Consider the following 26992-nt stretch of genomic DNA (forward strand, 5'->3'; position numbering starts at 1 on the left):
TCAGCGGGCCAGCAGGGCTGCCTCGAAGTCGGCGAGGGGGAACTGGTCACCCAGGTTCTCCCGCTCGATGTAGCGCACCATGTGCTGCACGTTGCGACGAATCATGCGGGCAGACAACGGCGGGCGCAGGAACCGCATGTCGGCCACATCAATCAACCCCAGGCGCTGATCGGGGGTCACCACGACATTGCCCAGGTGCAGTGAGCGGAAGTAGACACCCGCGCGGTGCAGTTGGCGTATGAGTTCGATCAATCGCGGCAGATAGGTGTCCCAGCTGAAGTCGGCGTCGCGCGACATCTGCAGCAGGGTCCGCCCGGGCAGCGGGCGATACAACACCGCGGTTCTGCCGGGCAAGTCGAGCTTGTGCTGGCTGATCACCTCGAGGGTGGGAATGCCCAATTGCGCCAGGCGCGCGGCGTTGTCGACGAAGCGCTGCGAGTAGGGGCGCAACAGGGCAGATGAAATCAATCGCTTACGGCGAAAAACCTTAAGGAAATTACCATCCTTGAGCAGGTAGACTTTGGCGCCATGGCTGTCTGCCTCTAGCACCTGTGCGCCTAGTGTCAGCTGATCGAAGTCGATCTGGGTGAGCCGGGAGCATTGCATGAATAGAGCCTTGTCGTCTGGCGAGCAAAATGACCGGCAATAATGCCGAAAATAATGCGGTAGCACCATGGATGGTGTCTTTGATTCATCGGGGGAAAAGGATGTTGTATGAAAAACGCTGGGCTCGGGCCTGGTTAGGTTTGGGTCTGGTCTGGTTCCTGGCGGCGATTGCATTGGCGCCCAGCAACAAGGTCTACCAGCAAGGGCTGGTGTTGTTTTTGTGGTTACCGACGCTCGTGCTGGCGTGGTCTGCCCGGCAGGTGTTTGCCCAGGCCTGGCGGCGTCAGCCGGCATTGTGGGGCAGTATCTTGTTGCTGCTGGCCTGGAGCGGGTTGAGCCTGGCCTGGTCGCCGGCCGAAGAGCCGGGGCGTGAAATCAAGCGCCTGATCTACATTCTGGTCTTCCTGATGGCGTTCCCGTTGCTGGCCCAACTGGGCCTGGCCCGGGTCCGCCAGTTGTTGCTGCTGGGGAGTGGCCTTTTGGCCTTCGCCGCGCTGGTATCGATCATCAACTTCTACGGGTTGCAGGGCAAATCGCTGCTGGCCCGGCTGGCAGGTATCGGTGAAATTTCACACCCCATCCTGGGTGCCTATGTGGTCGGTGCTGCCGCGCTGTTTCTGTTGTACGAGCCGCCGCAAAAGCGCGGCATGCAGTTGCTGTGGCTGGCGGCGCTGGCCTGCCTGGGCGCGTTTGCAGTGCTCAGCCAGAGCCGCGGGGCGATCCTGGCCCTGGTGATCACGGTGGTGATGGCGCCGCTGTGGTTCCGTGATCGTCACAGCCGGGTGTTCTCGATCCTGGCTGTCATCGCCACGGGCGCTGCGTTCTATGTGATGTACGACCTGATCGCCAAGCGCGGCTCGTCCTACCGACCAGAGATCTTCCATGCGGTGGTGGACATGATTGCCGCCCACCCGTGGACGGGCCTGGGCCTGGGCGCCGGGTACGACGTGAGCGCAGTCGGCAAGCACTTCGACCATACCCACAACATGTTCACCCACGTTGCGGTGGAAATGGGCCTGCCTGGCATGCTGCTGTGGGTGACCGTGTGGCTGTACACCCTCGGTGAAATCGTCCGGGCCCGTGCCACACTGTTCGGCAAGGTACTCTTGTGCTTCTGGGTCTACTCGACCCTGGCCATGCAGTTCGATGCCGCCAGCCTGACCGGTACGCCGCGTGCGGAGTGGTTCATCAGCTGGTTGCCGGTCGGCCTGGCCATGTTGTTGCCCTGGGGGCGTGCCGAAAATGAAGCCTGTGGTAAAATTTCCGGTTCAACCTGAACAGCGAGCTCGATGATGGCCGAAACACCGCGAACCGCGGAGCACACCTCCAGCCTGAAGATCTACTTCCGGCTGTTGAGCTACGTGAAACCCTATGCCGGCATTTTCCTGCTGAGCATCGTCGGTTTCGTGATCTTCGCCTCGACCCAGCCAATGCTGGCCGGCATTCTCAAGTATTTCGTCGATGGCCTGAGCAATCCGCAAGCGGTGTTGTTCCCTACCGTGCCCTACCTGCGCGACCTGCAGCTGCTGCAGGCGGTGCCACTGCTGATCATTCTGATCGCAGCCTGGCAGGGGTTGGGCTCGTTCCTGGGCAACTACTTCCTGGCCAAGGTGTCGTTGTGCCTGGTGCATGACCTGCGGGTCGAGTTGTTCAACAAATTGCTGGTGCTGCCCAACCGCTACTTCGACAACCACAATTCGGGCCACCTGATCTCGCGCATCACCTTCAACGTGACCATGGTCACCGGTGCCGCGACCGATGCGATCAAGGTTGTGATCCGCGAGGGCCTGACGGTTGTCTTCCTGTTTGCCTACCTGCTGTGGATGAACTGGCACCTGACCCTGGTCATGGTTGCCATCCTGCCGGTGATCGCGGTGATGGTCAGCGTCGCCAGCAAGAAATTCCGCAAGCAGAGCAAGAAAATCCAGGTGGCCATGGGGGATGTGACCCACGTCGCCTCCGAGACCATCCAGGGTTATCGCGTGGTGCGCAGCTTTGGTGGCGAGGCCTACGAACAGCAGCGTTTTGGCCGCGCCAGCCAGAGCAACACCGACAAGCAGCTACGCATGACCAAGACCGGCTCGCTGTACACGCCGATGCTGCAGCTGGTGATCTACAGCGCCATGGCCGCCTTGATGTTCCTGGTGCTGTACCTCCGTGGTGACTCTACCGCCGGTGACCTGGTGGCCTACATCACCGCAGCGGGCCTGTTGCCGAAACCGATTCGCCAGCTTTCCGAAGTCAGCTCGACCATCCAGAAGGGCCTGGCAGGCGCAGAAAGCATCTTCGAGCAGCTCGACGAAGAGCCTGAAGTGGACAGCGGCACCATCGAGAAGGCGAAGGTCGAAGGCCGTCTGGAAGTGCGTAACCTCAGCTTCACCTACCCAGGCACCGACCGTGAGGTGTTGAGCGACATCAGCTTCGTCGCCGAGCCGGGGCAGATGATCGCCCTGGTGGGCCGCTCTGGCAGTGGCAAGTCGACCCTGGCGGCATTGATTCCACGCTTCTATCACCACGACAAGGGGCAGATTCTGCTTGATGGCGTGGAGATCGAAAACTATCGCCTGCGCAACTTGCGTCGCCATGTTTCCCAGGTTACCCAGCACGTCACCTTGTTCAACGACACCGTCGCCAACAACATTGCCTACGGCGATCTGGCCGGTGCCCCGCGTGAACACATCGAGGCTGCGGCTGCAGATGCCTACGCCAAGGAGTTCGTCGACAAGCTGCCGAAGGGCTTCGACACCGAGGTCGGCGAGAACGGCGTGCTGCTCTCCGGCGGCCAGCGCCAACGCCTGGCCATTGCTCGGGCGCTGCTCAAGGACGCGCCGTTGTTGATTCTCGACGAGGCGACCTCGGCGCTGGATACCGAGTCCGAGCGGCACATCCAGGCGGCACTGGACCATGTGATGGAGGGCCGCACCACGCTGGTGATCGCCCACCGTCTGTCGACCATCGAAAAGGCCGACATGATCCTGGTCATGGACCAGGGCCGCCTGGTCGAGCGTGGCACCCATGCCGAGCTGCTTCAGGCTAATGGCCATTATGCCCGCCTGCATGCCATGGGCCTGGATGAGCCGGCCAAGGCCGATATCACCTGAACCTCTTTGATCGGGGCCGTGCCGGCCCCGATTGTCACCGGAATTTTCAAGGGCCCGATCTGGCCGTAAAGCCGTCGCTTGCCCTGTGCTAATATCCTGCCCCTGTTCATTATTTTCATATGGGTTGCCCATGAAGTTGTCCATGCCGCGTTTCGATCAAGCCCCGGTACTGGTGGTCGGCGATGTCATGCTCGACCGCTACTGGCATGGCGGTACTTCGCGTATCTCGCCTGAAGCGCCAGTCCCGGTGGTCAAGGTCGATCAGATCGAGGATCGCCCCGGCGGCGCGGCCAACGTTGCCTTGAACATCGCCGCCCTGGGTGCGCCGGCGTCGCTGATCGGTGTTACCGGCCAGGACGAGGCGGCCGACAGCCTGGCCAACAGCCTGCAAGCTGCGGGCGTGCGCTCGGTGTTCCAGCGCATCGCGCACCAGCCGACCATCGTCAAGCTGCGGGTCATGAGCCGCCACCAGCAGCTGCTGCGTATCGATTTCGAAGAACCGTTCGCCACCGACCCGCTCTCGCTGGGTACGGAGGTCGACAGCCTGCTCGATGGCGTCAAGGTGCTGGTGTTGTCCGACTACGGCAAAGGCGCCCTGAAGAACCACCAGAGCCTGATCCAGGCTGCACGTGCCAAGGGTATTCCGGTATTGGCCGACCCCAAGGGCAAGGATTTCTCCATTTACCGCGGCGCCAGCCTGATCACCCCGAACCTCAGCGAGTTCGAGACCATCGTTGGCCGTTGCGCCGATGAGGCAGAACTGGTCGCCAAAGGCCTGCAGTTGCTGCTGGACCTGGACCTGGGCGCTTTGCTGGTGACCCGTGGCGAGCACGGCATGACCCTGTTGCGTACGGGCCACCCCGCACTGCACCTGCCGGCCCGCGCCCGCGAAGTGTTCGATGTGACCGGCGCCGGCGACACGGTGATCTCCACCCTCGCGGCGGCCATCGCGGCCGGTGAAGACCTGCCGCACGCGGTTGCCCTGGCCAACCTGGCGGCGGGTATCGTGGTCGGCAAGCTGGGTACCGCCGCTATCAGTGCGCCTGAGCTGCGCCGCGCGATCCAGCGCGAAGAGGGCTCCGAGCGCGGGGTGCTGGGCCTGGAACAGTTGCTGCTGGCGATCGATGATGCGCGTGCGCACAACGAGAAGATCGTCTTCACCAACGGCTGCTTCGACATTCTGCATGCCGGCCATGTCACCTACCTGGAGCAGGCGCGTGCGCAGGGCGACCGGCTGATCGTCGCGGTCAACGACGATGCGTCGGTCAGCCGCCTGAAAGGCCCGGGCCGCCCGATCAACAGCGTCGACCGCCGCATGGCGGTGCTGGCAGGGCTGGGGGCAGTGGATTGGGTGATCAGCTTCCCCGAGGGTACGCCGGAAAACCTGCTGAGCCAGGTCAAGCCCGATGTGCTGGTCAAGGGCGGCGACTATGGCATCGACCAAGTGGTGGGTGCCGACATCGTCAAGGCCTATGGCGGCACCGTGAAGGTGCTGGGGCTGGTCGAGAACAGCTCGACCACGGCGATTGTCGAGAAAATCCGCAAAAACTGATGTTACCGGGGCCGCTTTGCGGCCCCGGTGTTACTTGTGCAACGAAGTCCGCGCCCTGGCCAGCAATGCCCGCGCCTTGTCGCCAAACCGCTGCAGATGTGAAGCCCGCCCGGGCTTGGCCTCCACCAACCCCTGCTGCTTCACCCAATCCCGCCAGCGAATCCGCTCATCCCTGACCACCCAACCTTCCTGCCGGGCAAAGCTCTCGGCCAGGTACAGCCCGCGTGTGCTCGCCGGCACCAGCTCGTCCTTTTTCAGCGTGTAGAGTTCGGCCAACGGTTGCCCGTCCTTCAAGGGCATCAGGTACAGGTCCGGCCGTTTGCGATTGAGCCGAGCCACCAACTGGTCGCCTTCCAGGCGTTCATCGACATGGAACAGGCTGAGCTTCTTGGCGTCCCTGGGCACTTGCAGGCGCATGTCATAGATGAGCTGCAACGAGGCGGTCGGCAAGTGCACATAGGCCCGTGGCCGTTCGAGCAGCATCAGGTTGGCGCAATGCACTGGCCGTGCGGCACCAGACTCCGGCGTCAGCACAAACGGCAGCGCTTCGCGGTAATGCAGTGCGGCGGCGTAGGGTGCCGGTAGCCAGGTGTCATTGAAACGCCCACCCAGCCAGCCTTCCGGGGTTTCCAGCAGGCACTCTTCAGCCACTTCCTGCACGGCGGTGTGCAGCGGCAAGTTGAGTTCTTGAGCGGGGACATAGCCGGAAATCAGTTTCAGCACCACGTCGCCGCGGTCCTGGCGTCGCTGACGGACCAATACCCAGTAGTCGCGGTTTTGCCAGTGCAGGGTCAGGCGTACCGAGACCCCCAGGTTGGCAAGCTCGGCCACGAAGCGCTGTGTGTCGGGCAACTGGATGGCCCGGCGCCGCTGTTGGGTCTGGGCGAAGTTCAGCGGCATGCCGATGCTTTGGTAAACCAGGCCTTCGGCGGTGGCCTCGACATGCAGCGGCAGTGTCTTGAAGTTGCTCGGGTTCTTGCGGATCAGCGTTCGCGGCACGAGGTTCCTCCTCCTGTCGGACGCCCGCGAGGGCGGCTCAATGCTGGCCCAGAATTCGGGCGACGGTGGCCACGTTATGGGCCAGGTGCAACGGATTGATGGTGCCGACGATAGCACTGCTGACGCCCGGGTGGGAAAACAGCAGCTCGAAGCTGGCCTGCACCGGGTCGACTCCGGGTGCCAGGCAGATGTGCCCGCTGGCCAGGGCCTTCTTCACCAGGATCGCCTTGCCGTGTTCGGCAGCGTAGTCCAGCACCGGGCGTTCTGCCTGCTCGTTCAGGTTATAGGTGACCATGGCGCAGTCGCCCTGTTCCAAGGCCTTGAGGCCACCTGCGACGGTCTTGCCCGACAGCCCGAAGCCGAGGATCTTGCCCTCTTGCTTAAGGGCCGCAAGTGTCTGGTAGACCTCTTGCTGTTCGAGGATCGCCAGGTCGTTGCCGTCGGAATGCACCAGCACCAGCTCGATGTGGTCGGTTTCCAGGCGGCGCAGGCTGCGCTCCACAGAACGGCGGGTGTGGGCGGCGCTGAAGTCGAAGTGCGAGTTGCCGTTGTCGAACTCTTCACCCACCTTGCTGACGATCACCCACGCATCACGCTGGCCGCGCAGCAGCGGGCCAAGGCGCTCTTCACTGCGGCCATAGGCCGGTGCGGTGTCGATCAGGTTGATGCCCAGTTCGCGGGCCTGGGCCAGCAGCATGCGAGCTTCGTCATCATCGGGGATGGTGAAGCCGGTGGGGTATTTCACGCCTTGGTCGCGGCCAAGCTTGACCGTGCCCAGGCCCAGGGGCGAGACCTTGAGGCCGGTACTGCCCAGGGGGCGATGGAAGTCGTGCAGGGTCGGCAGGCTCATGGCAGCAGTCGCTCCCAGGCTGGCACGCCCAGCGCAGGGCGCGGCAGGCCACTGAGGTCGGCCTGGGCGGCTGGGCGGATGCCGTCGCGTTCAAACATGGCGATTACCCGGTCGCTGAAGTCCGGGGCCAGCGCCAGCTTGGTCGGCCAGCCCACCAGCAGGCGTTGCTGGTCGGCGATAAAGGCGTTGTCCGGGCGTACCAGGCCCGACTGCGCGGGCTCGGCGCGGTCCACGCGCAGGGTTGCCCAACGGACCTGGCCCTGGTCGACCCAGGGCAGCAGGTTGGCGATTTCCTTTTGCGCCGCGGCTATCTGCGCGGCCGGCTCGCGCGCCACGCCATCGGCCTCGGCCAGGTCGCCGCCAAGGTACCAGACCCACTGGCCATCGGCCGCCGGGTGGGTGGTGATGGTGACCCGTGGCTTGGGCCCGCCGCCCAGGCAGTGCGCATACAGCGGCTTGAGGTTCGGCCCCTTGGCCATGACCATGTGCAAGGGGCGGCGCTGCATGGCCGGCTGGCTCAGGCCCAGCGCATGCAACAGGTCTTCGGTGCCGGCGCCGGCGCTGAGCACGATACGCTGCGCGCGGATTTCACGGTCGTCCACGCGCAATCCCACCAGCTCATCGCCGTCACGCAGGGGTTCGATGCGCTCGCCGGCGAGCAGGCTGTCGCCGGCCAGTTCGGCCAGGTTGGCCAGCAGGCTGGGCACGTCGATGACCAGTTCCGCCAGGCGATAGACCTTGCCCTTGAAGGCGCGGTCCTGCAGGGCCGGCGGCAGTTGCTCGCCCTTGACCTGATCGACCCGGCCGCGCACGGCCTTGCTGGCAAAGAAACTGGTGAGGTTGCCGGCCAGGGTGCCGGGGGACCACAGGTAGTGTGCCTCGGACAGCAGGCGGGTGTTGCCCAGCGGCAGTTCGCCATTGCCCGCCAAAGCCTCGCGCCAGCGCCGCGGCATGTCGGCGATGGCTTCCGAGGCGCCGGTCAGGGCGCCGTGCAGGGCGTACTTGGTGCCGCCGTGGATGATGCCCTGAGACTTGATGGTCTGCTCGCCACCGAGGCTGGCGCGTTCCACCAGCACGGTCGAAAAGCCCTGACGACGCAACCGGGCATTGAGCCAGAGGCCTGCGACCCCGGCGCCGACGATCAGCACGTCAGTGGAAATGGCGGTTGGCATGGCGGTACCTCTAAGACTGGGACAGCTGGCAAGTATACAGCCCGTATCAATGCCCGGCAGTCTTCGAGAACAGCTGAATCACCACCACCCCACCGACGATCATCGCCATGCCCAGCATTGCCGGTACATCCAGCTTCTGCCCATAGATCACCAGTGCCGCCACGCTGATCAGCACAATGCCCAGCCCCGACCAGATGGCATAGGCGATCCCCACCGGAATGCTGCGCACCACCAGGGTCAGCATCCAGAACGCGATGCCGTAGCCGACCACCATCAGCAGCAACGGCAGAGGCGTGCTGAACCCCTTCACCGCTTTCATGGAGGCAGTGGCGATGACTTCGGCGCAGATGGCGATGGCGAGGTAGGTGTAGGCATTCATGGCGGTTCTCCGGTGACTGGTCGGGCATTCTAGACGTTGCCTGGATGGGGTAAAGTCATTACCTATCACCCATGGAGATAGGTTGATGGCCGAACAGTGGAACCTCGAGCAACTGCGCACCTTCGTGCGCGTCGTTGAACTGCGCTCGTTCTCCGCCGTTGCCCGTGAACAGCGCAAGGCCCAGTCGGCGGTGAGCAACGCCATCGCTCTGCTAGAGGCGGACCTGGGCGTAACCCTGTTCGAACGCAGCAGCGGCCGCCAGCCCAAGCTGACCGAAAACGGCACCGCGCTGCTGGAGGACGCCCGCGAACTGCTGCGCCAATGCGAACGCCTGGACGGTCGCGCCTTGGCCCTGATGCGCGGGCAGGAGGCCCTGTTGCGGGTCGCCCAGGACGAGGCGATGCCTTATCAGCCCGTCATCGACAGCCTGGACGAGCTGGCCAGCCGCTACCCGTACCTGGAAGTGCAACTGGCCAGCGCCGCCCAGGGTGATGTGGCGCGCAAGCTGGTGGAGCGGCGCGCCGACCTTGGTCTGTTTTTTCATCATGAAAGCATGCCGTCGTCGCTGGAGCGCCGTGCCCTGGGCAGTGTGGAAATGGTCACGGTGTGCGCGGTCGGCCATCCGCTCGCGCAGCAGGCAAGGGTCAGCCGCCAACAGTTGGCACGCCACCGGCAGTTATTGATCACCCCGCAGCAGAGTGGCTACCCTGGCGGCGAAGCGATCAGCCCGCAGGTCTGGCGTGCCGACAGCTTCTACGCCATGGCTGAACTGCTGATGCGCGGCCTAGGGTGGGCCTGGCTGCCCCGGCATGTGGTGCAGTACCCTACCTACCAGGCGCAAATGGTCGAGCTTGCCAGCGAGTGGCGGCCGCCGGCGCTGGTCGTCGAGCTGGCCTGGCGCCGTGACGAGCCGTTGGGGCCGGCCGCGCAATGGCTGGCCGAGCGCTTTGCGGTGCACCTGCGCGCGATCGGGTAAACTTCGCCGCCATGAACAGAACTCTCTATACCTTGCTGTTTCACCTGGGCCTGCCACTGGTTGCGCTGCGCCTGTTCCTGCGGGCGCGCAAGGCACCGGCCTACGGCCAGCGCATCGGCGAGCGCTTCGCCTTCAACCTGCCGGCCATGCAGCGGGGCGGCATCTGGGTGCATGCCGTGTCGGTGGGTGAAAGCATCGCCGCCGCACCCATGGTGCGGGCGCTGCTCAAGGCCTACCCAGGCCTGCCGATCACGCTTACCTGCATGACCCCGACCGGTTCCGAACGCATTCGCGCCATGTTTGCCGACGAACCGCGCGTGCAGCATTGCTACCTGCCCTACGACCTGCCATGGGCCGCCGGGCGTTTTCTCGACCATGTGCAGCCGAAGCTGGGCATCATCATGGAAACCGAGTTGTGGCCCAACCACATCCATCAGTGTGCCAAGCGGGGCATCCCGGTGGCGCTGGCCAATGCCCGGTTGTCCGAGCGCTCCGCCCGTGGTTATGCGCGCTTCGCCAAGCTGACCCGGCCGATGCTCGCCGAGATGAGCCTGATCGCGGTGCAAACCGACACCGAAGCGCAGCGCTTTCGCAACCTGGGCGCGCTGCCTGCGTGTGTGCAGGTGACCGGTTCGATCAAGTTCGACCTGAAGGTCGATGACCAACTGCTGCCGCGCGCCAGGGCGCTGCGCGAGCAATGGGGCGCAAGCCAGCGTCCGGTGTGGATCGCCGCCAGCACCCATGAGGGTGAGGATGCCTTGATCCTGCAGGCCCATCGGGCGTTGCTGCAGGTGCACGGCGATGCCCTGCTGATACTGGTGCCGCGCCACCCTGAGCGGTTCAACTCGGTGCATGCCCTGTGTGCCGAGCAGTTCGCCACCGTGCGCCGTTCAACCGATGCCGCAGTCGATAACCAGACCCGCGTACTGCTCGGCGATACCATGGGCGAGTTGCTGTTCCTCTATGCACTGGCCGACATCGCCTTCGTCGGCGGCAGCCTGGTCGCCACTGGCGGGCACAACCCGCTGGAACCGGCAGCGCTGGCATTGCCGGTGATCATGGGGCCACATGTGTTCAACTTCCTTGAAATCAGCGCGATGCTGAAGGCAGCCGGGGCGTTGCAGCAGGTCGAGGATGTCGAAGGGCTGGCCGAGGCGGTACGGCGGCTGATCGAATTGCCGCAGGATCGTCAGCGCATGGGCGAGGCGGGCAGGGCGGTGATGCAGGCCAATCAGGGGGCCTTGCAGCGGTTGCTGGATGGGCTGGGTAAGTTGATACGTTGATGTAGTCGCTCAAGTAATAAGCCAGATGTTGTACTTTTTACTTCACATAAATGAGAGCCTTCCTACACGAATTTTATTGTCAATCGGAAGTTTCCTACGATTAACATTATTTAGTCAGAAGCTTCCCACTACTTAGTCGGACTGTTGTAGGACGCTTGTCCTATTGTTTCGGTCTAGTATCCCCTCGTGTTGTTTTTACATGAGGTGGTGTAATGCCGGATTTATCTGATGGCTATAACGCCAAGTCTATCGATAGCGGGTTGGCTTGCCTGGTCATGCTGTCGCGCTTTCACAACGTGGCCGTCTCTCCCGAACAGTTGCTTCACACTCATGCAACGCCGGGTGAAAAGTTTTCGAGTCTCACGATACTTCGCGTTTTCAGCCAACTAGGGCTCAAGGCCAAACACCGAAACATCAACCTAAATCGGCTGCAGCATACACCGCTGCCCGCCATTGCCGTTGACAACCTCGGTGAGTATTTCATCATTGCGCGGGTTGAAGATCAGCGAGTACTGGTGCAAGACCCGCATGTCCCGGCGCCACAGACCCTGACCTTTGATGAGCTCGCCGCCCGCTGGAGTGGCGAGCTGATCTTGGTCCGTTCCGATGCCCAGTTGCCTCATGGGCTGTCGCGTTTCGACCTGACCTGGTTCATTCCGGCGGTGGTGAAGTACAGGCGGCTTCTTGCTGAAGTACTGGTCGTTTCCTTGGTCATCCAAGTGCTCGCTTTGCTGACACCGCTTTTCTTCCAGGTGGTGATGGACAAAGTGCTTGTGCATCGCGGGCTGACGACACTGGACGTGATTGCGCTGGGTTTACTGGTCATCGTCCTGTTCGAATCCTTGCTCAGCGGATTGCGCGCCTATGTGGCGGCCCACACGGCGTCAAGAATCGACGTCGAACTGGGTGCCAAGTTGTTCGGTCACCTGATAGAACTGCCGCTGGCCTACTTTCAAGCGCGACGAGTGGGCGACTCGGTGGCCCGAGTGAGAGAGCTGGAAAACATCCGAAGCTTCCTGACCAACAACAGCATCACCTTGCTGCTGGATGTGCTCTTCACAGTGGTTTTCATCGCTGTGATGTTCCTTTACAGCGGGTGGCTGACGTTGATGGTCGTTGCCTCGCTGCCTTTGTATTTTCTGGTGTCCTTGGTGGTTACCCCGCTGTTGCGGGCGCGGATCGATCAGAGTTTTCAGCGCGGCGCCGAGAACCAGGCTTTTCTGGTGGAGGCAGTGAACGGCATCGACACACTTAAAGCGATGGCGGTGGAGCCGCAGATCGCTCGACGCTGGAACAATCAGTTGGCCGCGTATGTATCGGCCAGTTTCAAGACCCAGAACCTTTCCAACCTGGCGAACGAAAGCGTCGGCCTGATCGGCAAGCTGGTCACAGTTGGCACGCTGTGGCTCGGGGCACGCCTGGTCATCGATGGTGAGCTCACGGTGGGCGAACTGATCGCTTTCAACATGCTTGCAGGGCGTGTGTCGCAACCCATCATCCGGTTGGCGCAACTCTGGACCAGCTTCCAGCAGACCGGCGTATCGATCCAGCGCCTGGGCGACATCCTCAACAATCGCACCGAAGTCAATCAGGGCAAGGGCACGGTGCTGCCTGCGCTTGCAGGGCAGATCGAGCTCGACCGTGTGTGCTTTCGCTATCGACAGGACGGTGGCGAGGTCCTGCGTGATGTCAGCCTGAAGATCGCAGCCGGTGAAGTGATCGGCGTTGTCGGCCGGTCGGGGTCTGGCAAGAGCACGCTGACACGCCTGATTCAAAGGCTGCACTCGCCTGAACGGGGACGGATATTGCTCGATGGTGCAGACCTGGCAGTAGCCGATGTGGCTTCGCTGCGTCGGCAGATCGGGGTGGTGCTGCAGGAAAACATGCTTTTCCGGCGCACCGTGCGCGAGAACATCGCGCTCGGCAACCCTGCGGCACCGCTCGAAGAGGTCATCGCCGCAGCGACGTTGGCGGGCGCCCACGCGTTCATCCTCGAACTGCCGGATGGCTACGAGACCTTGGTTGGTGAGCACGGCGCCAGCCTGTCGGGCGGGCAGCGACAGCGTATAGCCATCGCCCGGGCGCTGTTCGGCAACCCACGCATCTTGATCTTCGACGAAGCCACCAGTGCGTTGGACTATGAGTCCGAACGGATCATCCAACAGAACATGGCGCATATCTGCGCACAGCGCACGGTGATCATCATTGCCCACCGGTTGTCTGCGGTGCGGCATGCCGACCGCATCGTGGTCATGGAGCGCGGGCAGATCATCGAGCAAGGGGCTCATGAGGAGCTTTTGGGCGACTCCCAAGGCACCTACGCCTACTTGCATCGACTACAGCTTGGGGCGGCCCTGTGAGCGCAGCGTTCAGAGACCTTGTCGAGCGTTATCGGGACGCCTGGCGAGGGGCCTGGCGATGCCGTCAGAGCATGGACGGCCCACTGCGTGAGTGTGACGAACTGGCCTTTTTGCCAGCGGCACTCTCTCTGCAGGAAACGCCGGTGCATCCCTTGCCGCGCTACCTGCAGTGGAGCCTGCTGACGTTCGTCGCCTTGGCATTGGCCTGGGCCTGTATCGGTGAGATCGACGTAGTTGCCAGTGCCGAGGGCAGGATCGTGCCCAGTGGCAGAAGCAAGCTGATACAGGCCAGCGAGGTCGCGGTGGTGCAGGCGATCCATGTAGTAGATGGTCAGGCGGTGCGCAAAGGCGATGTGCTGGTCGAGCTGGAAGGGCAGTTGACCGAAGCGGATATCAAGCGCCTGGGCAGCGAACTGCTGGCAGCGCAGATAGACCAGGCGCGGGCCAGCACGCTGTTAAGTGCGCTGGAAAGTGGCGAGGCGCCTGCCTCCCTCGCACCGCTGATCCCCCTGGCCACCCCCGGGCAGCAAGCAAGCGCCCAGCGTTGGTTGGAGGGGCAATACTTTGAATTGCGGGCCACGTTGCAGCAGGCCGATGCCGAGATCGGCCAGCGGGAAGCCGAGATCCGTTCTGCTCAAGCGCGTGCACAGGCACTTGAGCAACTGTCGGTGATCACCCGCCAGCTCACAGCGGATTACAAGCAGCTGTTCAGCGAGTCAGCGGTAGCCAAGCACACCTACCTGGAAAAGGAACAGGCCCGCCTGGAGCAGGAGCGTGAACTGGCTATCCAGCACTCGCGCATCGAGGAGCTGAACGCTGCCCGGCTGGCTGGGCAACACCGCCGCGCAGGTGCCATCGCCCAATTGCGGCGCTCCATGCTCGACCTGTTCGGTGATGCAGAACGGCGTATTGCAACGTTGGGTCAGGAATTGAATAAAGCCGAACAACGTCACCGCCTCAAGGCGCTGACATCGCCTGTGGATGGCACTGTCCAGCAACTCGCCATTCACACGCAGGGCGGCGTTGTTACGCCTGCGCAGGCACTGATGGTGATCGTGCCAACGGGGCAGCCGGTGGAAGTGGAAGTGAAAGTTGAGAACAAGGACATCGGCTTTGTCTATCCGGGGCAGGCCGTGGAGGTGAAGGTCGAAACCTTTACGTTCACCAAGTATGGAATTGTGCCTGGGGAAGTGCTGAGTATTTCCGATGATGCCATTGAAGATGAGCGACGAGGTTTGGTTTACAGCGCTCGGATCAAGCTGGGTGAGAAGGCTCTACGTGTCGGGGGTAAGGATATGCTGCTAACAGCGGGTATGTCTGTGCGCGCAGAGGTAATTGTAGATAGGCGCAAAATTATAAGTTATTTCCTGAGTCCGCTGCAGAGGCATGTTCAAGAAAGTCTGGGGGAGCGATAAATGCATTATGCGAACGTCACTGTTGCTTTGTGTCGAGCTACGTGGTGCGTACTAAGGATTTGTAGTGGTGTGCTTTTGTTGGCTTTAGGGGGTTGTATCGTTTTTGGGGTTGTGTTTTCAGAATCCTGGGAAGTAAAGGGGAGAAGGGTCGTTGACCCTATGGTGTGCGGCAAGCTTTCGGGACTTGTGTACGAATTCCCAAGGGAATACATGATTTATTGGCCGGAATATGAGGGTAAAAGTTCTTGGGAGCCAGGTTTTACCGAAAACAAAAAAGGATGTGACGCAAATTTAGTGTCGCTTTATATGGCGATGAGTTGGCCGGAAATTAAACCTGTTTCTTTCGGTGAGGCTACCTCCTTTAGCTTTACTGGTGTCACCACAGCGATTGAGCCTTGGGTTCATGGCGAAGCGGGTTTGAAGAAAGTGCTTGATGTTTACCTTCGTGCAACTCCCGTCAGTGTCGTGGAGCAGGCAACATACGACAAGCATGTCGAGTTGCATCATGTGGAAGGGGTTAATAGTGCGCTACCTAATCACAAGGAAGACTATTACTGGGCGCAAGAGGGAGGGCGTGTGAAGTACGTTATCGCTTGTGTTAGGGGGTATCGGGGAGGTGAGTCATTTTGCAGTTTAAAATTTCTATTGGCTGATAAGCGCGCTCTTGTAAGTTTGCGCTTTCTACGAAGTCAACTTAAAGAGTGGAAGCGTGTGGCCAGTGCTGTTGAGGGTTTTATTTTGCTAGGTATAAGGTGTGGAGATGCTAGATGATTAAAGTTGAAATGGCTGATATTGATGAAGCGCGTGCTGCCCTTGAAAGTAAGGGGCCGTCAGCAATGTATGACCTGCTGGCAGCAAAGGGAGATAAGTACGCAGTACTTGCAAATGGCGTTGCTCGAGGGGAGTCGGTGGCCGGCGTTGCAGCAATAAACTATATGAAAGTCGTTGCCGCTGATGCCGGCCTCCCTATGTCTGATAGTGATGTGAATGTGATTCGGGTGGCAATGGCAAGTGAATATTTGAGAGTTCTCGAGGTTAAAGCTTCAAATGGTTCAATTGTTGAACAGGTACGGCAAGGTGAAGTTGCCGAGTTTCATGCGAGGGTGTTTGTTGTTCACGGTTATTCTCCCAAGGCTTGGACCCTAAATCCTGTGTTTGAGATTATGCACGAGGCTCATCGGGAAGCTTATTGGGGGCTCGTACTTTCTTCGGCTGGGGAGTTATCGGGTGAGGTTTCCCTGTCTTTCCATACTCATCGAATGATGGCAATGGCAAGCGCCATTGCGCCGGCCAAGTCTAGCTCGCTTGCGAGAGAGTGGCTGTCCAGAATCGAATCATTATCGGGCGTGCCAGATTTAATAGGGGCAGCAGCTACATCAGCTTTAAACTCAATTGACGCGAGTATTGAGCGTTGGAATAGCTCTGTCCCATCTTCAGCTGAAACGCTTAAAATCGAGATAACCCCCACTACCGAATCCCGCCGCGACCTCCAGGGCCAGGACGACATCCGCAACGATGTCTCCGAAGGCTACGTCGATCGCCATCTCACCCACAGCATCGCCTTCACCGATAAGACCCTCGAAAACACCGATTTCACCTCCGCCCAGATGGGCAGCCTGGCCACGGGTGGCATACGCCCCGGCGAATTGCAGCGTGACCCCAACGTGCGCCCCAACCAGCACCTGTCGCAGTTCTACCGTGATGACAGCGAACAACCCGACTTCAGCCTGCGCAATGCCGTGGTCCTGAACGGCCTGGCGGCAATGACCACGGTGAACACTTTCGTCGACCCGCTGTTACTCGACCTGAGCGGTAAGGGCGTGGGCCTGACGGGCATCGAAGATGGCGTGCTGTTCGATGTCGATCACAGTGGTTCACTGCGTCGCACCGGCTGGGCTGACCGACAAACAGGCATGCTGGTGCATGACGATGGCTCGGGCCAGGTCAGCAATATCAGCCAGCTGTTCTCCGAGTACTACGGTGGCAATGCCGGCACCGCCGGCGCATCGGGTGAAACACCGTTCAAGGATGGCTTCGCCGCGTTGGCAAGCGTGGATGCCAATGCCGATGGCGTCATCAACGCTGAGGATGCCATCTGGGCACAATTGAAAGTCTGGGTCGACGGCAACCACGACGGGCGTGCCGATACAGGAGAGCTGAAGGCGCTGCAGGAGCATGGTATTTCCCAGATCAAGTTTGCTGAACGCCAGGTATTGAATGAGGTGCGCCTGGGCAACCAGGTTACCGCTCGTGGCGCATTCACCATCAACGGTGCGGACCGGGAAGTCCTGGCGGTGAAGTTCCTTGCCGATACCGTCGGCAATCGGGCCGAAGCCTTGGATGGCAGCACCGTACTGACCTCCTCGAGTGGAACCTCCTCCCGCCGCGCCTTTGTCAGCCAGCACCCTCAAGGCACTGCGCTGGACGCCTCGGTGCTTGGTGTGGACACCCTGTACGGCGCAGCCGGCGATGATGTGCTGACGGCTGCTCCCGGTGGCAGCTGGCTGGTCGGTGGCGGCGGTAGCAACACCTATAACGGTGGGGCGGGCGACGATGTGTTCGTGATCAGCGCCAGCGATGACTGGGCGAACATGCACGGCAATGGCGGGCGCGACACGGCACTGATCGTGGGAGAGGAAGGTGTAGGCCTGAACATGGCCAAGGCCGGGTTGACCATCGCGCAAGGAGGGCGGGGTAGGGACATCATCGCCAGCGGCGGTCAACGCGGTGTTTTCATCAAGGGCGGCTCGGGCGACAGCGTGCTGATGGGCGGCGGGGGCAACGATGTGCTGGCCGGTGGCAGTGGCCGCAACACTATTTTTGGCGGTACCGGCAAGTCCGTGATCTACGCAGGGCCCAAGGGTGACCGTATCCAGGCCTCGGCGGGCGGTAGCATCATTTACGCGGGCGGTGGCGCTGACCGGATTATCGGAGGGGCGGCCGATGACGTAATTGAAGCCGGCCGCGGTGATGCCATGATCGACGGCGGTGCAGGCACCAACCTAGTCAGCGTGCATGGCGCACATGATGAATACGTGATCACACGCACCGAGTCCGGTTACCAGATCACCGACACTGTTGCGGGGCGAGACGGCCGCCTCACCCTCAGCAACATCCAGAAACTGAGCTTCGCCGACATTGCTGCTGTCGATCTTATGGGCACCGGCGCTTTGCCGATTGGCGACAGGCTGGCACCGGAGCAACTGGTTGCGTTCGCCACCACTGAAACCGCGCTGGTGGTCCCTGCCGCGACGCTGCTGGCCAACGACCAGCCGCTCTACAGCAGCGGGCCGTTGCGCATTGCGTCGGTGAGCGATGGCAAGGGCGCCACAGTACGCTTGAATGAGCAGGGGGATGTGGAAGTAACGCCGTTGCCCGGCCATGACGGTGATGTCAGCTTCCGCTACGACTTGGTTGATGCTGCTGGCAACGCGTCCTTGGGCGTGACCGAGGTCGGCAGCGGTGCGACGGCCCCCTTGCGCGCGACGGTGACGTTGCGTCACGAACAATCGCCCAGTGACCCGCTGTCGGCGCGGCAGTGGTACCTCGGTGAAATCGATGTTCTACCTGTCTGGCGGGATTTCACGGGCAAGGGTGTGAGGATTGGCCAGTTCGAGCCGGGCGGTGAATTTGCGGTCGCTCCGGAAATTTTCGATATCGAGCACCCCGATCTCAAGCCGAATATCGATGGTATCTGGCTTGAGACCCAGCGCACCAACGGGACGCTGCCTGCGCTGGCGTCCAATCATGCCACTCAAGTGGCAGGTATCATGGTAGGTGCGCGCAATGACCAAGGCGGTATCGGTGTGGCCTATGATGCGACGATTGGCGGGCATTACCTGGCCAACAAAGGTGACGACTTGACTACCCTGGGGCGGATGGTCAATTACGACGTTGCCAACAACAGCTGGGGATTCACAACCGATTTCGCGCTCGGCAATGTCCCGGAAGGCAAGGTCGATACCGCTTTGGCGCTAGCCTTCAGCACTACCCTTGCGGCCACCAATGGCCGAGGCGGGCTGGGTACTGTCGTAGTTGCCTCTGGCGGCAACCAGCGTGAGAAAGGTGGCAGTGCGCAGGGGTCGCTGACCAATAACAACCGCCATGCCATCGAGGTGGCGGCCATCAATGCAAAGGCGGATCTCTCTGTGCTGCAAGCCGCTAGCGCACCTTTTTCGAATCCAGGTTCCAGTTTGTTGGTCGCCGCACCCGGCAGCCACGTGTTGTCCAGTGGCGTGAGCCTCGAGGCGGAGCGCGGTGCGACGGTGGGCAGTGCCTACAGCACGACGCAGGGCACCAGCTTCGCCGCGCCTATTGTTTCAGGCGTGGTGGCGTTGATGCTACAGGCCAACCCTGGGCTTGGTTACCGGGATGTGCAGCAGATCCTTGCATTGTCTGCGCGCAAAGTGGATGACGCCTCTACTCAATGGGCTTACAACGCCGGGCATAACTGGAATGGCGGCGGCATGCGCCCAAGCCACGACTATGGTTTCGGCATGATCGACGCACGTGCGGCAGTACGCCTCGCCGAGTCGTGGGGCAACCAGGCGACCAAGGCCAATGAGCGGCAGTTGACCGCCAGCAGCGAACCACTGGCCCGGCAGATAGTTGCGGGGCAGGTCGCTACGCTGTCTTTGATCATGCCGGCTGATGTTCTGGTGGAGCATGTAGAGGTCGATGTCCACTCCACGGTCGGACGTCTTGGCGACATGACGCTAACGTTGGTGTCGCCCGGTGGGACACGCAGTGTGCTGCTTGACCGGGCGGGGAAGGCTCCGAGCTCTGGTGATGAGGACCTTGGTAATTCGCGTTCGGGGGATTTCACCTATGGCTTCATGTCGACCCATCATCGCGCAGAGCGCTCAAGTGGGGCATGGACGCTTGAAGTGCGCAACGCTGACGCTGGCCTGCCGATAACGCTCGATCGTTGGACGTTGCGTCTCGCGGGTAGCCCCAGCACCCTCGATGATGTTTATTACTTCACAGATGAATACGCAGGTCTGGTGGCAGAAAACGCAGTGCGGGCGCAGCTTGACGATGCAACCAATGGCACCGTTGGCGGGCGTAACACGTTGAATGCTGCGGCCGTGAGTAGCAGCATTCTGGTGGATTTGAACAGCGGCAGTGCCAATATTGCCGGGACAGAGCTGACCATGAGCCCTGGCTCGGTGCAGAACATTATCAGTGGTGATGGCGACGATACCTTGGTTGCTGGAGCTGCCGGAGCATTGCTCGATGGCGGGCGTGGATACAACCTGCTCAAGGGTGGGGAGGGCACTGACTGCTACGTTATCCACAGGCGCGCAGCCGGCAACGATGTGCTTGAGCACTTTGAGACTTCTCGCGAAGTGATTGACCTGGTCGGGTTTGGCAGCCGCGGGTTTGCAGACCTGCAGATGCGGCAGGACGGCACTGTAGCTGTGCTGGATCTTGGAAGTGGGCAGACACTGAAGCTTGTGGATAGGGCCATCGCCGAACTGAAGCCAACCAATTTCCGCTTTCTTGATGTATTCACAGCCCCGCCGGGTTACTTCGAGGGTAGCCCTGAAGGGCAGAAGCCAGCGCCGGTCAGTGCAAATGTGTTGCTCAGCGGCGGTGCGGGAGGTGTGTCGCTGGCGAGCGACGAGTCAGGGCAGTTGGTGGCTTCTCTGACGGGCACCATCTACACCCCGGCAACGGTTTCACCCAGCGTGTTCGAGGTAGTGAAACAAGAAGGGGTGAGTGACTACAAGAACACGTTGCGGGGGTTCAGACACGGTATCGACAAGATAGACCTGAGCCAAGTGGGCATCAGCCGTATCGAAGATTTGCAGATCAGTAAGTCCGAACGCTTCGAACTCAATGGATTTGCCCAAATACACGGTGTGGAAGTTGAGACTCAAAGTACGGCGGGGCAGGGAGGTGTTGTGAAGCTGCTGTACCTGGATGCGCTTGAAGTGGCTCAAGTGACAGCAGAGGACTTCATTTTTGCGCAGCCGGCCGTAGTGACGTCTGAAGGAGGCGCCGTACCTGAAACTGTAGCCCTGTCAGCAGAGGTGTCTCTGTTTGCTGCCGAGCAGTCGCTACCGAGCCTGGGGAACCTTGTTGATGCGATGGCTGCATTCGCCCCGAAGCCTGCTGGTTCTGCATTATTCGGGGATGTGTCTGCTCAGCATATTGAATCGACGATTGCCATCGCTGCTTAGTCGCGGTCCAGTTGTGGCTGCGGTGGTGTTTGATGGCCCTATCGCGGGCAAGCCCGCTCCTACAGGGATCGCGCAGTTCCTAAGCAATGCGTGATCCCATAGGGAGCGGTTATGCCCGCGAAGAAGCCCTACGCATCTCAAGGCCTGCGTTCGAAGTTCTTCGCTGCAGCTGCCGCCAGGTCTGGTGGCAGGAAGTCCTTGTCCGGGTTGTAGTCCGGTTTCAGATACCGCCCCAGGTCCTGCAGGTCTTGCGGGCTCAGGGTGCCCGCCGCTTGCTTGAGGCTCAGGTTGTCGAGAATGTAGTCATAGCGGCTGTTGTTGTAGTCACGCACCGAGGTGTACAGCTGGCGTTGGGCGTCGAGCACGTCGACGATGTTTCGGGTACCGACCTGGTAGCCGATTTCGGTGGCTTCCAGCGCGCTCTGGTTGGAAATGATCGACTGCTTGCGCGCCTGCACCTGTTCCACATCGGTATTCACCGCACGGTGCAGGTTGCGCGTGTTCTCTACCACCTGGCGGCGCAGGCTTTCGCGCTGTTGCTCGCTCTGGCTCAGGCGCTGGTAGGCCTCGCGCACTTGCGAACTGGTCAGGCCGCCGCTGTAGATCGGAATGTTCAGCTGCAGGCCGATGCTGGTCTGCTCGACGTCGCCGCTGTAACGCACGCCCAGTTGCGAAGGGTTGGTGAAGCCGAGGCTGTCGTTGTCACCCTTCTGGTACTTGGCCACCGCATCCAGGGTCGGGGCATGGCCGGCCTTGCGCTGGCGCAGGGTTTCTTCAGCGGCGTTGACGGCGTAGTTGGTCGCCAGCAGGTTGAGGTTCTGCCGCCCGGCGGTCTCGACCCAGGCTTTGGCATCGTTGGGCGTGGGCACCTGAATCGGCAGGGTGTGGACGACGCCCTGGATCGATGCGTATTCGCGGTTGGTCAGGGTTACCAGGGCTTCGAAGGCATCCTGTACCTGGCGCTCGGCGATGATCCGGTTGGCCCGGGCGGTGTCGTAGCTGGCCTGGGACTGCAAGACGTCGGTCTTGTCGGAAAGGCCCACGTCGAAACGCTCGTTGGACTGGTCGAGCTGGCGCTTGAAGGCCGATTCTTCAGCCTTGGTCGCGGCCAGGTTGTCCTGGGCGCGCAGCACCGCAAAATAGTTTTGCGCCGTCTGCAGAATGAGGTTCTGCTCGGTGGCAGACAGCTCAAGCGCTGCCTGCTCGTTGACCGCCTCGGCGGCCTGCAACTGGAACCAGCGGTCGGCACGGAACACCGGCTGCGCCAGGGTCGCACTCCAGGAGTTGCCGCTGCGGTTGGAAGTCATCGACGGTTCGTCGAGCTTGGTACGGGTGTTCAACATTTCGGCGCTGGCCGACAGGTTCGGCAGCAGCCCGGCGCGGGCCTGCGGTACCACCTCGCGGCGGGCGCCATAATCGGCGCGGGCCGCTGCAAGGTCGGCGTTGTTGTCGACCGCCTCCTGGTAGACGCTGACCAGGTCGGTCTTCACCGTCATGGGCACATCCGCTGCCCAGACCACTCCGTTGGACGCACAAGACACGGCTATCGCCAGTGAGAGTTTGCGCAGCATAGAGGCAATCCTTGTACGAAAATTAATTACTGAACTGTTGAGTATCGAGCGATGGGCCAGTGTAGTGCCATGCGCCCCCGGCAACAATCGCCCAGTGCGCCTTTCATCATCCCCGCATTTACCCGCTTGGCTTTGCCGGCCACTCCAGTCTAGACTGCGCATGTTCTTGTCGGGGTGCCTTGTTGCAAAGGCTGAGATCGGAAGTTCCGGATCCCGTTGAACCTGATCAGGTTAGCGCCTGCGTAGGGAACAAGATTGCTCGCTTTCCCGATGAGCCTCTTGTGCCAGGTCCGGGATTGTCGCCGCTGTAAAAAGCGCAAGGCACCCCCATGTCCGGCACTGCATCCATCTCTGGGTGCGTCCGCGTCTTTCAGGTTCTCCCCGACATTCCATCCGCTAGGAAGCTGTCTGGAGAGCCCGTGATGAGCAAACAAGAAAAAACGATCAACCTCAGCGAGTCGGCACAAGTCGATCAGCAGTCCGTGCAACCGTTCCCCCGTTCGCGCAAGGTCTATGTCGAGGGCTCTCGCCCGGACATCCGCGTGCCCATGCGCGAAATCAGCCTGCACGACACCCCGACCGACTTCGGCGGCGAAACCAATGCCCCGGTGCTGGTCTATGACACTTCCGGCCCGTACACCGACCCCAACGTCATCATCGACGTGCGCAAGGGCCTGGCCGACGTCCGTTCGGCCTGGATCGACGCCCGCGGCGACACCGAGCGGCTGGGCGGCCTGACCTCGAACTTCGGCCAACAGCGCCTGAACGATGCAGAGCTGGCCAAGCTGCGCTTCAACCACGTGCGCAACCCGCGCCGCGCCAAGGCTGGCGTCAACGTCTCGCAGATGCACTACGCCCGCCAGGGCATCATCACCGCCGAGATGGAATACGTGGCCATCCGCGAGAACATGAAGCTGCAGGAAGCCCGTGCTGCCGGCCTGCTCGACCAGCAGCACGCCGGCCACAGCTTCGGCGCCAACATCCCGAAAGAAATCACCCCCGAATTCGTCCGCGAAGAAATCGCCCGCGGCCGCGCGATCATCCCGGCCAACATCAACCACACCGAGCTGGAGCCGATGATCATCGGCCGCAACTTCCTGGTGAAGATCAACGGCAACATCGGCAACAGTGCGCTGGGCTCCTCGATCGAGGAAGAAGTGGCCAAGTTGACCTGGGGCATTCGCTGGGGCTCGGACACGGTCATGGACCTGTCCACCGGCAAGCACATTCACGAAACCCGCGAGTGGATCATCCGTAACTCGCCGGTGCCGATCGGTACCGTGCCGATCTACCAAGCCCTGGAGAAAGTCGGCGGCGTCGCCGAAGACCTGACCTGGGAGCTGTTCCGCGACACCCTGATCGAGCAGGCCGAGCAGGGCGTGGACTACTTCACCATCCATGCTGGCGTGCTGCTGCGTTATGTGCCGCTGACCGCCAAGCGTGTCACCGGCATCGTCAGCCGGGGTGGCTCGATCATGGCCAAGTGGTGCCTGGCGCATCACCAGGAAAACTTCCTGTACACCCACTTCAACGAAATCTGCGAAATCATGAAGGCCTACGACGTCAGCTTCTCGCTGGGCGACGGCCTGCGCCCGGGCTCGATCGCCGACGCCAACGACGCTGCACAGTTCGGTGAGCTGGAAACCCTTGGCGAACTGACCAAGATCGCCTGGAAGCATGACGTGCAGTGCATGATCGAAGGCCCAGGCCACGTGCCGATGCAGTTGATCAAGGAGAACATGGACAAGCAGCTGGAATGCTGCGACGAGGCGCCGTTCTACACCCTCGGCCCGCTGACCACTGACATTGCGCCGGGTTACGACCACATCACTTCGGGTATCGGCGCGGCGATGATCGGCTGGTTCGGTTGCGCCATGCTCTGCTACGTGACGCCCAAGGAGCACCTGGGCCTGCCGAACAAGGACGACGTCAAGACCGGCATCATCACCTACAAGATCGCCGCCCATGCCGCCGACCTTGCCAAGGGCCACCCGGGCGCGCAGATTCGTGACAACGCCTTGTCCAAGGCGCGTTTCGAATTCCGTTGGGAGGACCAGTTCAACCTTGGCCTGGACCCGGACACTGCCCGCGCGTACCACGACGAGACCCTGCCCAAGGAGTCGGCCAAGGTCGCGCACTTCTGTTCGATGTGCGGGCCGAAGTTCTGCTCGATGAAGATCACCCAGGAAGTGCGTGAATACGCCGCCAAGATCGAAACCGTGGACGTGACGGTTGCAGATGGCATGCGTGAGCAGGCCGAGCGGTTCCGCCAGGAAGGCAGCCAGCTGTACAAAAAAGTCTGACTGCAAAACTGCCCTCTGTAGGAGCGGCCTTGCGTCGCGAAAAGGGTCGCGAAGCGGCCCCGGCACTATCAGCGGCGAAGCTGAAACCGGGGGGCCGCTTCGCGCCCCTTTCGCGACGCAAGGCCGCTCCTACAGCGACCGTGTTCAACCACCTTTAATGCCGAGTGTCTGCAAGCATGACCACCCCCAGCCAATTCTCTCCCGACCACCCGGTCCCCACCCAGCAACGCATCTTCGGCGCACGCGACCTGTTCGCGCTGTGGTTCTCCCTCGGTATCGGCCTGATGGTGCTGCAGGTCGGCGCCATGCTGGCGCCAGGCCTGGGCCTCGCCGGCGCGGTACTGGCCATCGCGCTGGGCACTGGTGTGGGTGTGCTGTTGCTGGGGGCTGCCGGGGTTATCGGCAGCGACACCGGCCTGTCCGCCATGGGCACCCTGCGCCTGAGCCTGGGCAGCCATGGCGCGCGTTTGCCGGCACTGCTCAACCTGCTGCAACTGGTCGGTTGGGGCGCCTTCGAGATCATCGTCATGCGCGATGCCGCCAGCCTGCTGGGCGCGCGGGCCTTCGGTGAAGACAGTGCCTGGAACAGCCCGGTGCTGTGGACACTGTGCTTCGGTGCGCTGGCCACTGTGTTGGCAGTCAGCGGGCCACTGGCCTTCGTGCGCAAGGTGCTGCGCGCCTGGGGCATCTGGTTGTTGATGGGCGCTTGCGTGTGGCTGACCTGGAACCTGTTTGCCAAGGCCGACTTGGCTGAGCTGTGGAGCCGCGCCGGGGATGGCTCGATGTCGCTGGCGGTGGGTTTTGACATCGTCATCGCCATGCCGCTGTCCTGGTTGCCGTTGATCGCCGACTACTCGCGCTTCGCCCGCAATGGCAAGCATGTGTTCGGCGGCACGGTAGTTGGGTACTTTATCGGCAACACCTGGCTGATGAGCTTGGGCGTGGCCTACACCCTGGCCTTTGCCGCCAGCGGCGAAGTCAATGCCCTGCTGCTGGCCCTGGCTGGCGCCGGCATGGGTATTGCGCTGCTGCTCATTCTGCTGGATGAGTCGGAAAAGGCCTTCGCCGATATCCATTCGGCAGCGGTTTCAACCGGTGTACTTCTGCCACTGAAGGTCGAGCATCTGGCGCTGGCCATCGGCGTGCTGTGCACCCTGATCGCCCTGCTGGCGCCGCTGGCCCAGTACGAAAACTTCCTGCTGCTGATCGGTTCGGTGTTCGCACCGTTGTTCGGCGTGGTGCTGATGGACCACTACGTGATCCGCCGCCGCCGTTTGCCGGCGCAGATCGATGGCTTGCACTGGCAGGCGTTGCTGGCCTGGGCCGTGGGGGTGGCGGCTTATCATCTGATCGCCGCGCAAGCGCCGGACCTGGGTGCGACCCTGCCAGCGCTGGTGCTGGCAGGTGTGCTGCATGCGCTACTGAGCTTCAGCCGCGGCCGGGAAACAGCTCAGGCTTGATCACGCCGTTCAGGCGCGGGTAGGGGATCTTCAGCTCTACATGGCCCATGGAGTAGGGCGCGATGGCATAGACCTCATACTTGACCACCACCGCGCCGTACGTCAGGGCGACGTGCGGCGACTTCTTGAAGGGCCAGGTCTTGATGAATTCGGCGTCCTTGTCCATGCCCACGCTGATCATCCACGCGCGGTGCGACTCTTCGACGGTTTTCCAGAAGGTCTCTTCCTGGCCGGGCACCAGCATGTCCTGCAGGGTCAGGACCTTGTCCAGCTTGCGCGAATAGTTGATGAAACCACGCCCCGGCATGCCGTGGGCACCCCCGCTGTCCAGGTAGCTGGACAGTTCGATGATCACCAGTCCGTCATGCTGTTCGCGTACCTTGGCCTGCAGGTAGCTGCTGTTGCGCTTGTCGGCGCTGGCCAGGTACTGCTGCTCGTAGGCCTGCAAGGTGGTTGGCGCGGCGCCGCGCTGGTTGTCTTCGGTCAGTTGCAGCAGGCGCTGTTCGACGATGCCGTCGAGTTTGGGCAGGGCGGGGAAGTGAATGGTGTCGATGTTCACCAGGGGGCAGTCGCTTTCGCTGCAGCCGGGTTTGACGTGCTCCCAGGCGTCACGCTTGACCTCGAGCGGTGCTCGGTAATTGGGCGTGAACAGGCTCTGGCAGGCACTCAGGGCCAGTGCCAGCACGGCCACGGAAGTCAGTTTGACAAGTGTCATGATGATCCTTGCAGAACAGGGAAAAGTCGGCCTTTGACCGTCGGCGCGGCCTTCAGTTCGCCACT

The 26992-nt window shown here is 61.7% G+C and carries 18 protein-coding genes and 1 riboswitch; of the genes, 11 read left to right on the forward strand and 7 right to left on the reverse strand.

Annotated elements, in window-relative coordinates:
* On the reverse strand, nucleotides 1-606 hold the full coding sequence (locus DJ563_RS23295) for a lipopolysaccharide kinase InaA family protein (protein WP_033701851.1): 606 nt from the start codon (nucleotides 604-606) through the stop codon (nucleotides 1-3).
* Nucleotides 607-707: 101 nt separating this feature from the next.
* On the opposite strand from DJ563_RS23295, the gene DJ563_RS23300 reads away from it, so the two are divergent.
* The 3 genes from DJ563_RS23300 to hldE all read left to right on the forward strand — a co-directional run bounded on the left by DJ563_RS23300 (nucleotide 708) and on the right by hldE (nucleotide 5259).
* Entirely contained in the window at nucleotides 708-1883 is a 1176-nt protein-coding gene (locus DJ563_RS23300; protein ID WP_434518407.1) for an O-antigen ligase family protein, read from the forward strand.
* 15 nt (nucleotides 1884-1898) lie between these two features.
* On the forward strand, nucleotides 1899-3707 hold the full coding sequence (msbA, locus tag DJ563_RS23305; protein WP_274097540.1) for a lipid A export permease/ATP-binding protein MsbA: 1809 nt from the start codon (nucleotides 1899-1901) through the stop codon (nucleotides 3705-3707).
* A 130-nt stretch (nucleotides 3708-3837) separates the two neighbouring features.
* A complete protein-coding gene (gene hldE, locus DJ563_RS23310; protein WP_033701849.1) occupies nucleotides 3838-5259 on the forward strand; it encodes a bifunctional D-glycero-beta-D-manno-heptose-7-phosphate kinase/D-glycero-beta-D-manno-heptose 1-phosphate adenylyltransferase HldE in 1422 nt (473 codons plus the stop codon).
* 30 nt (nucleotides 5260-5289) lie between these two features.
* Here the strand turns inward: hldE and DJ563_RS23315 are convergent, their stop codons facing one another.
* The 4 genes from DJ563_RS23315 to DJ563_RS23330 are packed head-to-tail and all read right to left on the reverse strand — an operon-like array spanning nucleotide 5290 to nucleotide 8659.
* On the reverse strand, nucleotides 5290-6258 hold the full coding sequence (locus tag DJ563_RS23315; RefSeq protein ID WP_274097541.1) for a metal ABC transporter ATPase: 969 nt from the start codon (nucleotides 6256-6258) through the stop codon (nucleotides 5290-5292).
* Between the two features lie 37 nt (nucleotides 6259-6295).
* Nucleotides 6296-7108, reverse strand: coding sequence for an aldo/keto reductase (locus DJ563_RS23320; protein WP_274097542.1), 813 nt, complete (start codon nucleotides 7106-7108; stop codon nucleotides 6296-6298).
* On the reverse strand, nucleotides 7105-8280 hold the full coding sequence (locus tag DJ563_RS23325; RefSeq protein ID WP_274097543.1) for an NAD(P)/FAD-dependent oxidoreductase: 1176 nt from the start codon (nucleotides 8278-8280) through the stop codon (nucleotides 7105-7107). Before DJ563_RS23325 ends, DJ563_RS23320 begins: the two co-directional genes overlap by 4 nt.
* A 46-nt stretch (nucleotides 8281-8326) precedes the next feature.
* Nucleotides 8327-8659 carry a DMT family transporter gene (locus DJ563_RS23330; protein ID WP_033701845.1) on the reverse strand — a complete coding sequence of 111 codons (333 nt, stop codon included), beginning with the start codon at nucleotides 8657-8659 and terminating at the stop codon, nucleotides 8327-8329.
* An 85-nt stretch (nucleotides 8660-8744) separates the two neighbouring features.
* On the opposite strand from DJ563_RS23330, the gene DJ563_RS23335 reads away from it, so the two are divergent.
* The 6 genes from DJ563_RS23335 to DJ563_RS23360 all read left to right on the forward strand — a co-directional run bounded on the left by DJ563_RS23335 (nucleotide 8745) and on the right by DJ563_RS23360 (nucleotide 20878).
* Nucleotides 8745-9635, forward strand: a complete 891-nt coding sequence (locus DJ563_RS23335; protein ID WP_274097544.1) for a LysR family transcriptional regulator — start codon at nucleotides 8745-8747, stop codon at nucleotides 9633-9635.
* A gap of 11 nt (nucleotides 9636-9646) precedes the next feature.
* Nucleotides 9647-10918, forward strand: a complete 1272-nt coding sequence (gene waaA / locus DJ563_RS23340; protein WP_434518408.1) for a lipid IV(A) 3-deoxy-D-manno-octulosonic acid transferase — start codon at nucleotides 9647-9649, stop codon at nucleotides 10916-10918.
* Between the two features lie 212 nt (nucleotides 10919-11130).
* Nucleotides 11131-13278 carry a type I secretion system permease/ATPase gene (locus DJ563_RS23345; protein ID WP_434518409.1) on the forward strand — a complete coding sequence of 716 codons (2148 nt, stop codon included), beginning with the start codon at nucleotides 11131-11133 and terminating at the stop codon, nucleotides 13276-13278.
* Entirely contained in the window at nucleotides 13275-14693 is a 1419-nt protein-coding gene (locus DJ563_RS23350) for an HlyD family type I secretion periplasmic adaptor subunit (RefSeq protein WP_434518410.1), read from the forward strand. The genes DJ563_RS23345 and DJ563_RS23350 overlap by 4 nt, the downstream gene beginning before the upstream one ends.
* The gene (locus DJ563_RS23355; RefSeq protein WP_434518411.1) at nucleotides 14694-15464 is read left to right on the forward strand and encodes a hypothetical protein; all 771 of its coding nucleotides are present in this window, start codon (nucleotides 14694-14696) and stop codon (nucleotides 15462-15464) included.
* Nucleotides 15461-20878: a S8 family serine peptidase gene (locus tag DJ563_RS23360; protein ID WP_434518412.1), complete on the forward strand. Its 5418-nt coding sequence runs from the start codon at nucleotides 15461-15463 to the stop codon at nucleotides 20876-20878. The genes DJ563_RS23355 and DJ563_RS23360 overlap by 4 nt, the downstream gene beginning before the upstream one ends.
* A 137-nt stretch (nucleotides 20879-21015) precedes the next feature.
* Here the strand turns inward: DJ563_RS23360 and DJ563_RS23365 are convergent, their stop codons facing one another.
* Complete coding sequence (locus DJ563_RS23365) at nucleotides 21016-22449, reverse strand: TolC family outer membrane protein (protein ID WP_274097546.1); 1434 nt, start codon at nucleotides 22447-22449, stop codon at nucleotides 21016-21018.
* 160 nt (nucleotides 22450-22609) lie between these two features.
* Nucleotides 22610-22715, forward strand: a riboswitch (TPP riboswitch).
* A 156-nt stretch (nucleotides 22716-22871) separates the two neighbouring features.
* On the opposite strand from DJ563_RS23365, the gene thiC reads away from it, so the two are divergent.
* Both thiC and cytX read left to right on the forward strand, forming a co-directional pair.
* Complete coding sequence (gene thiC / locus DJ563_RS23370; protein ID WP_274097547.1) at nucleotides 22872-24752, forward strand: phosphomethylpyrimidine synthase ThiC; 1881 nt, start codon at nucleotides 22872-22874, stop codon at nucleotides 24750-24752.
* A 176-nt stretch (nucleotides 24753-24928) separates the two neighbouring features.
* Nucleotides 24929-26212, forward strand: a complete 1284-nt coding sequence (gene cytX, locus DJ563_RS23375) for a putative hydroxymethylpyrimidine transporter CytX (RefSeq protein ID WP_434518413.1) — start codon at nucleotides 24929-24931, stop codon at nucleotides 26210-26212.
* Here cytX and DJ563_RS23380 read toward each other — a convergent pair.
* Nucleotides 26181-26927 (reverse strand): RsiV family protein, encoded by a 747-nt coding sequence (locus tag DJ563_RS23380; protein ID WP_274097549.1) that lies wholly within the window; start codon nucleotides 26925-26927, stop codon nucleotides 26181-26183. The two genes, cytX and DJ563_RS23380, sit on opposite strands and share 32 nt — an antisense overlap.
* Between the last annotated feature and the right edge of the window lie 65 nt (nucleotides 26928-26992).

Origin of the sequence: Pseudomonas sp. NFX1, from assembly GCF_051123555.1 — a bacterium.
Lineage (GTDB): Bacteria > Pseudomonadota > Gammaproteobacteria > Pseudomonadales > Pseudomonadaceae > Aquipseudomonas > Aquipseudomonas capeferrum.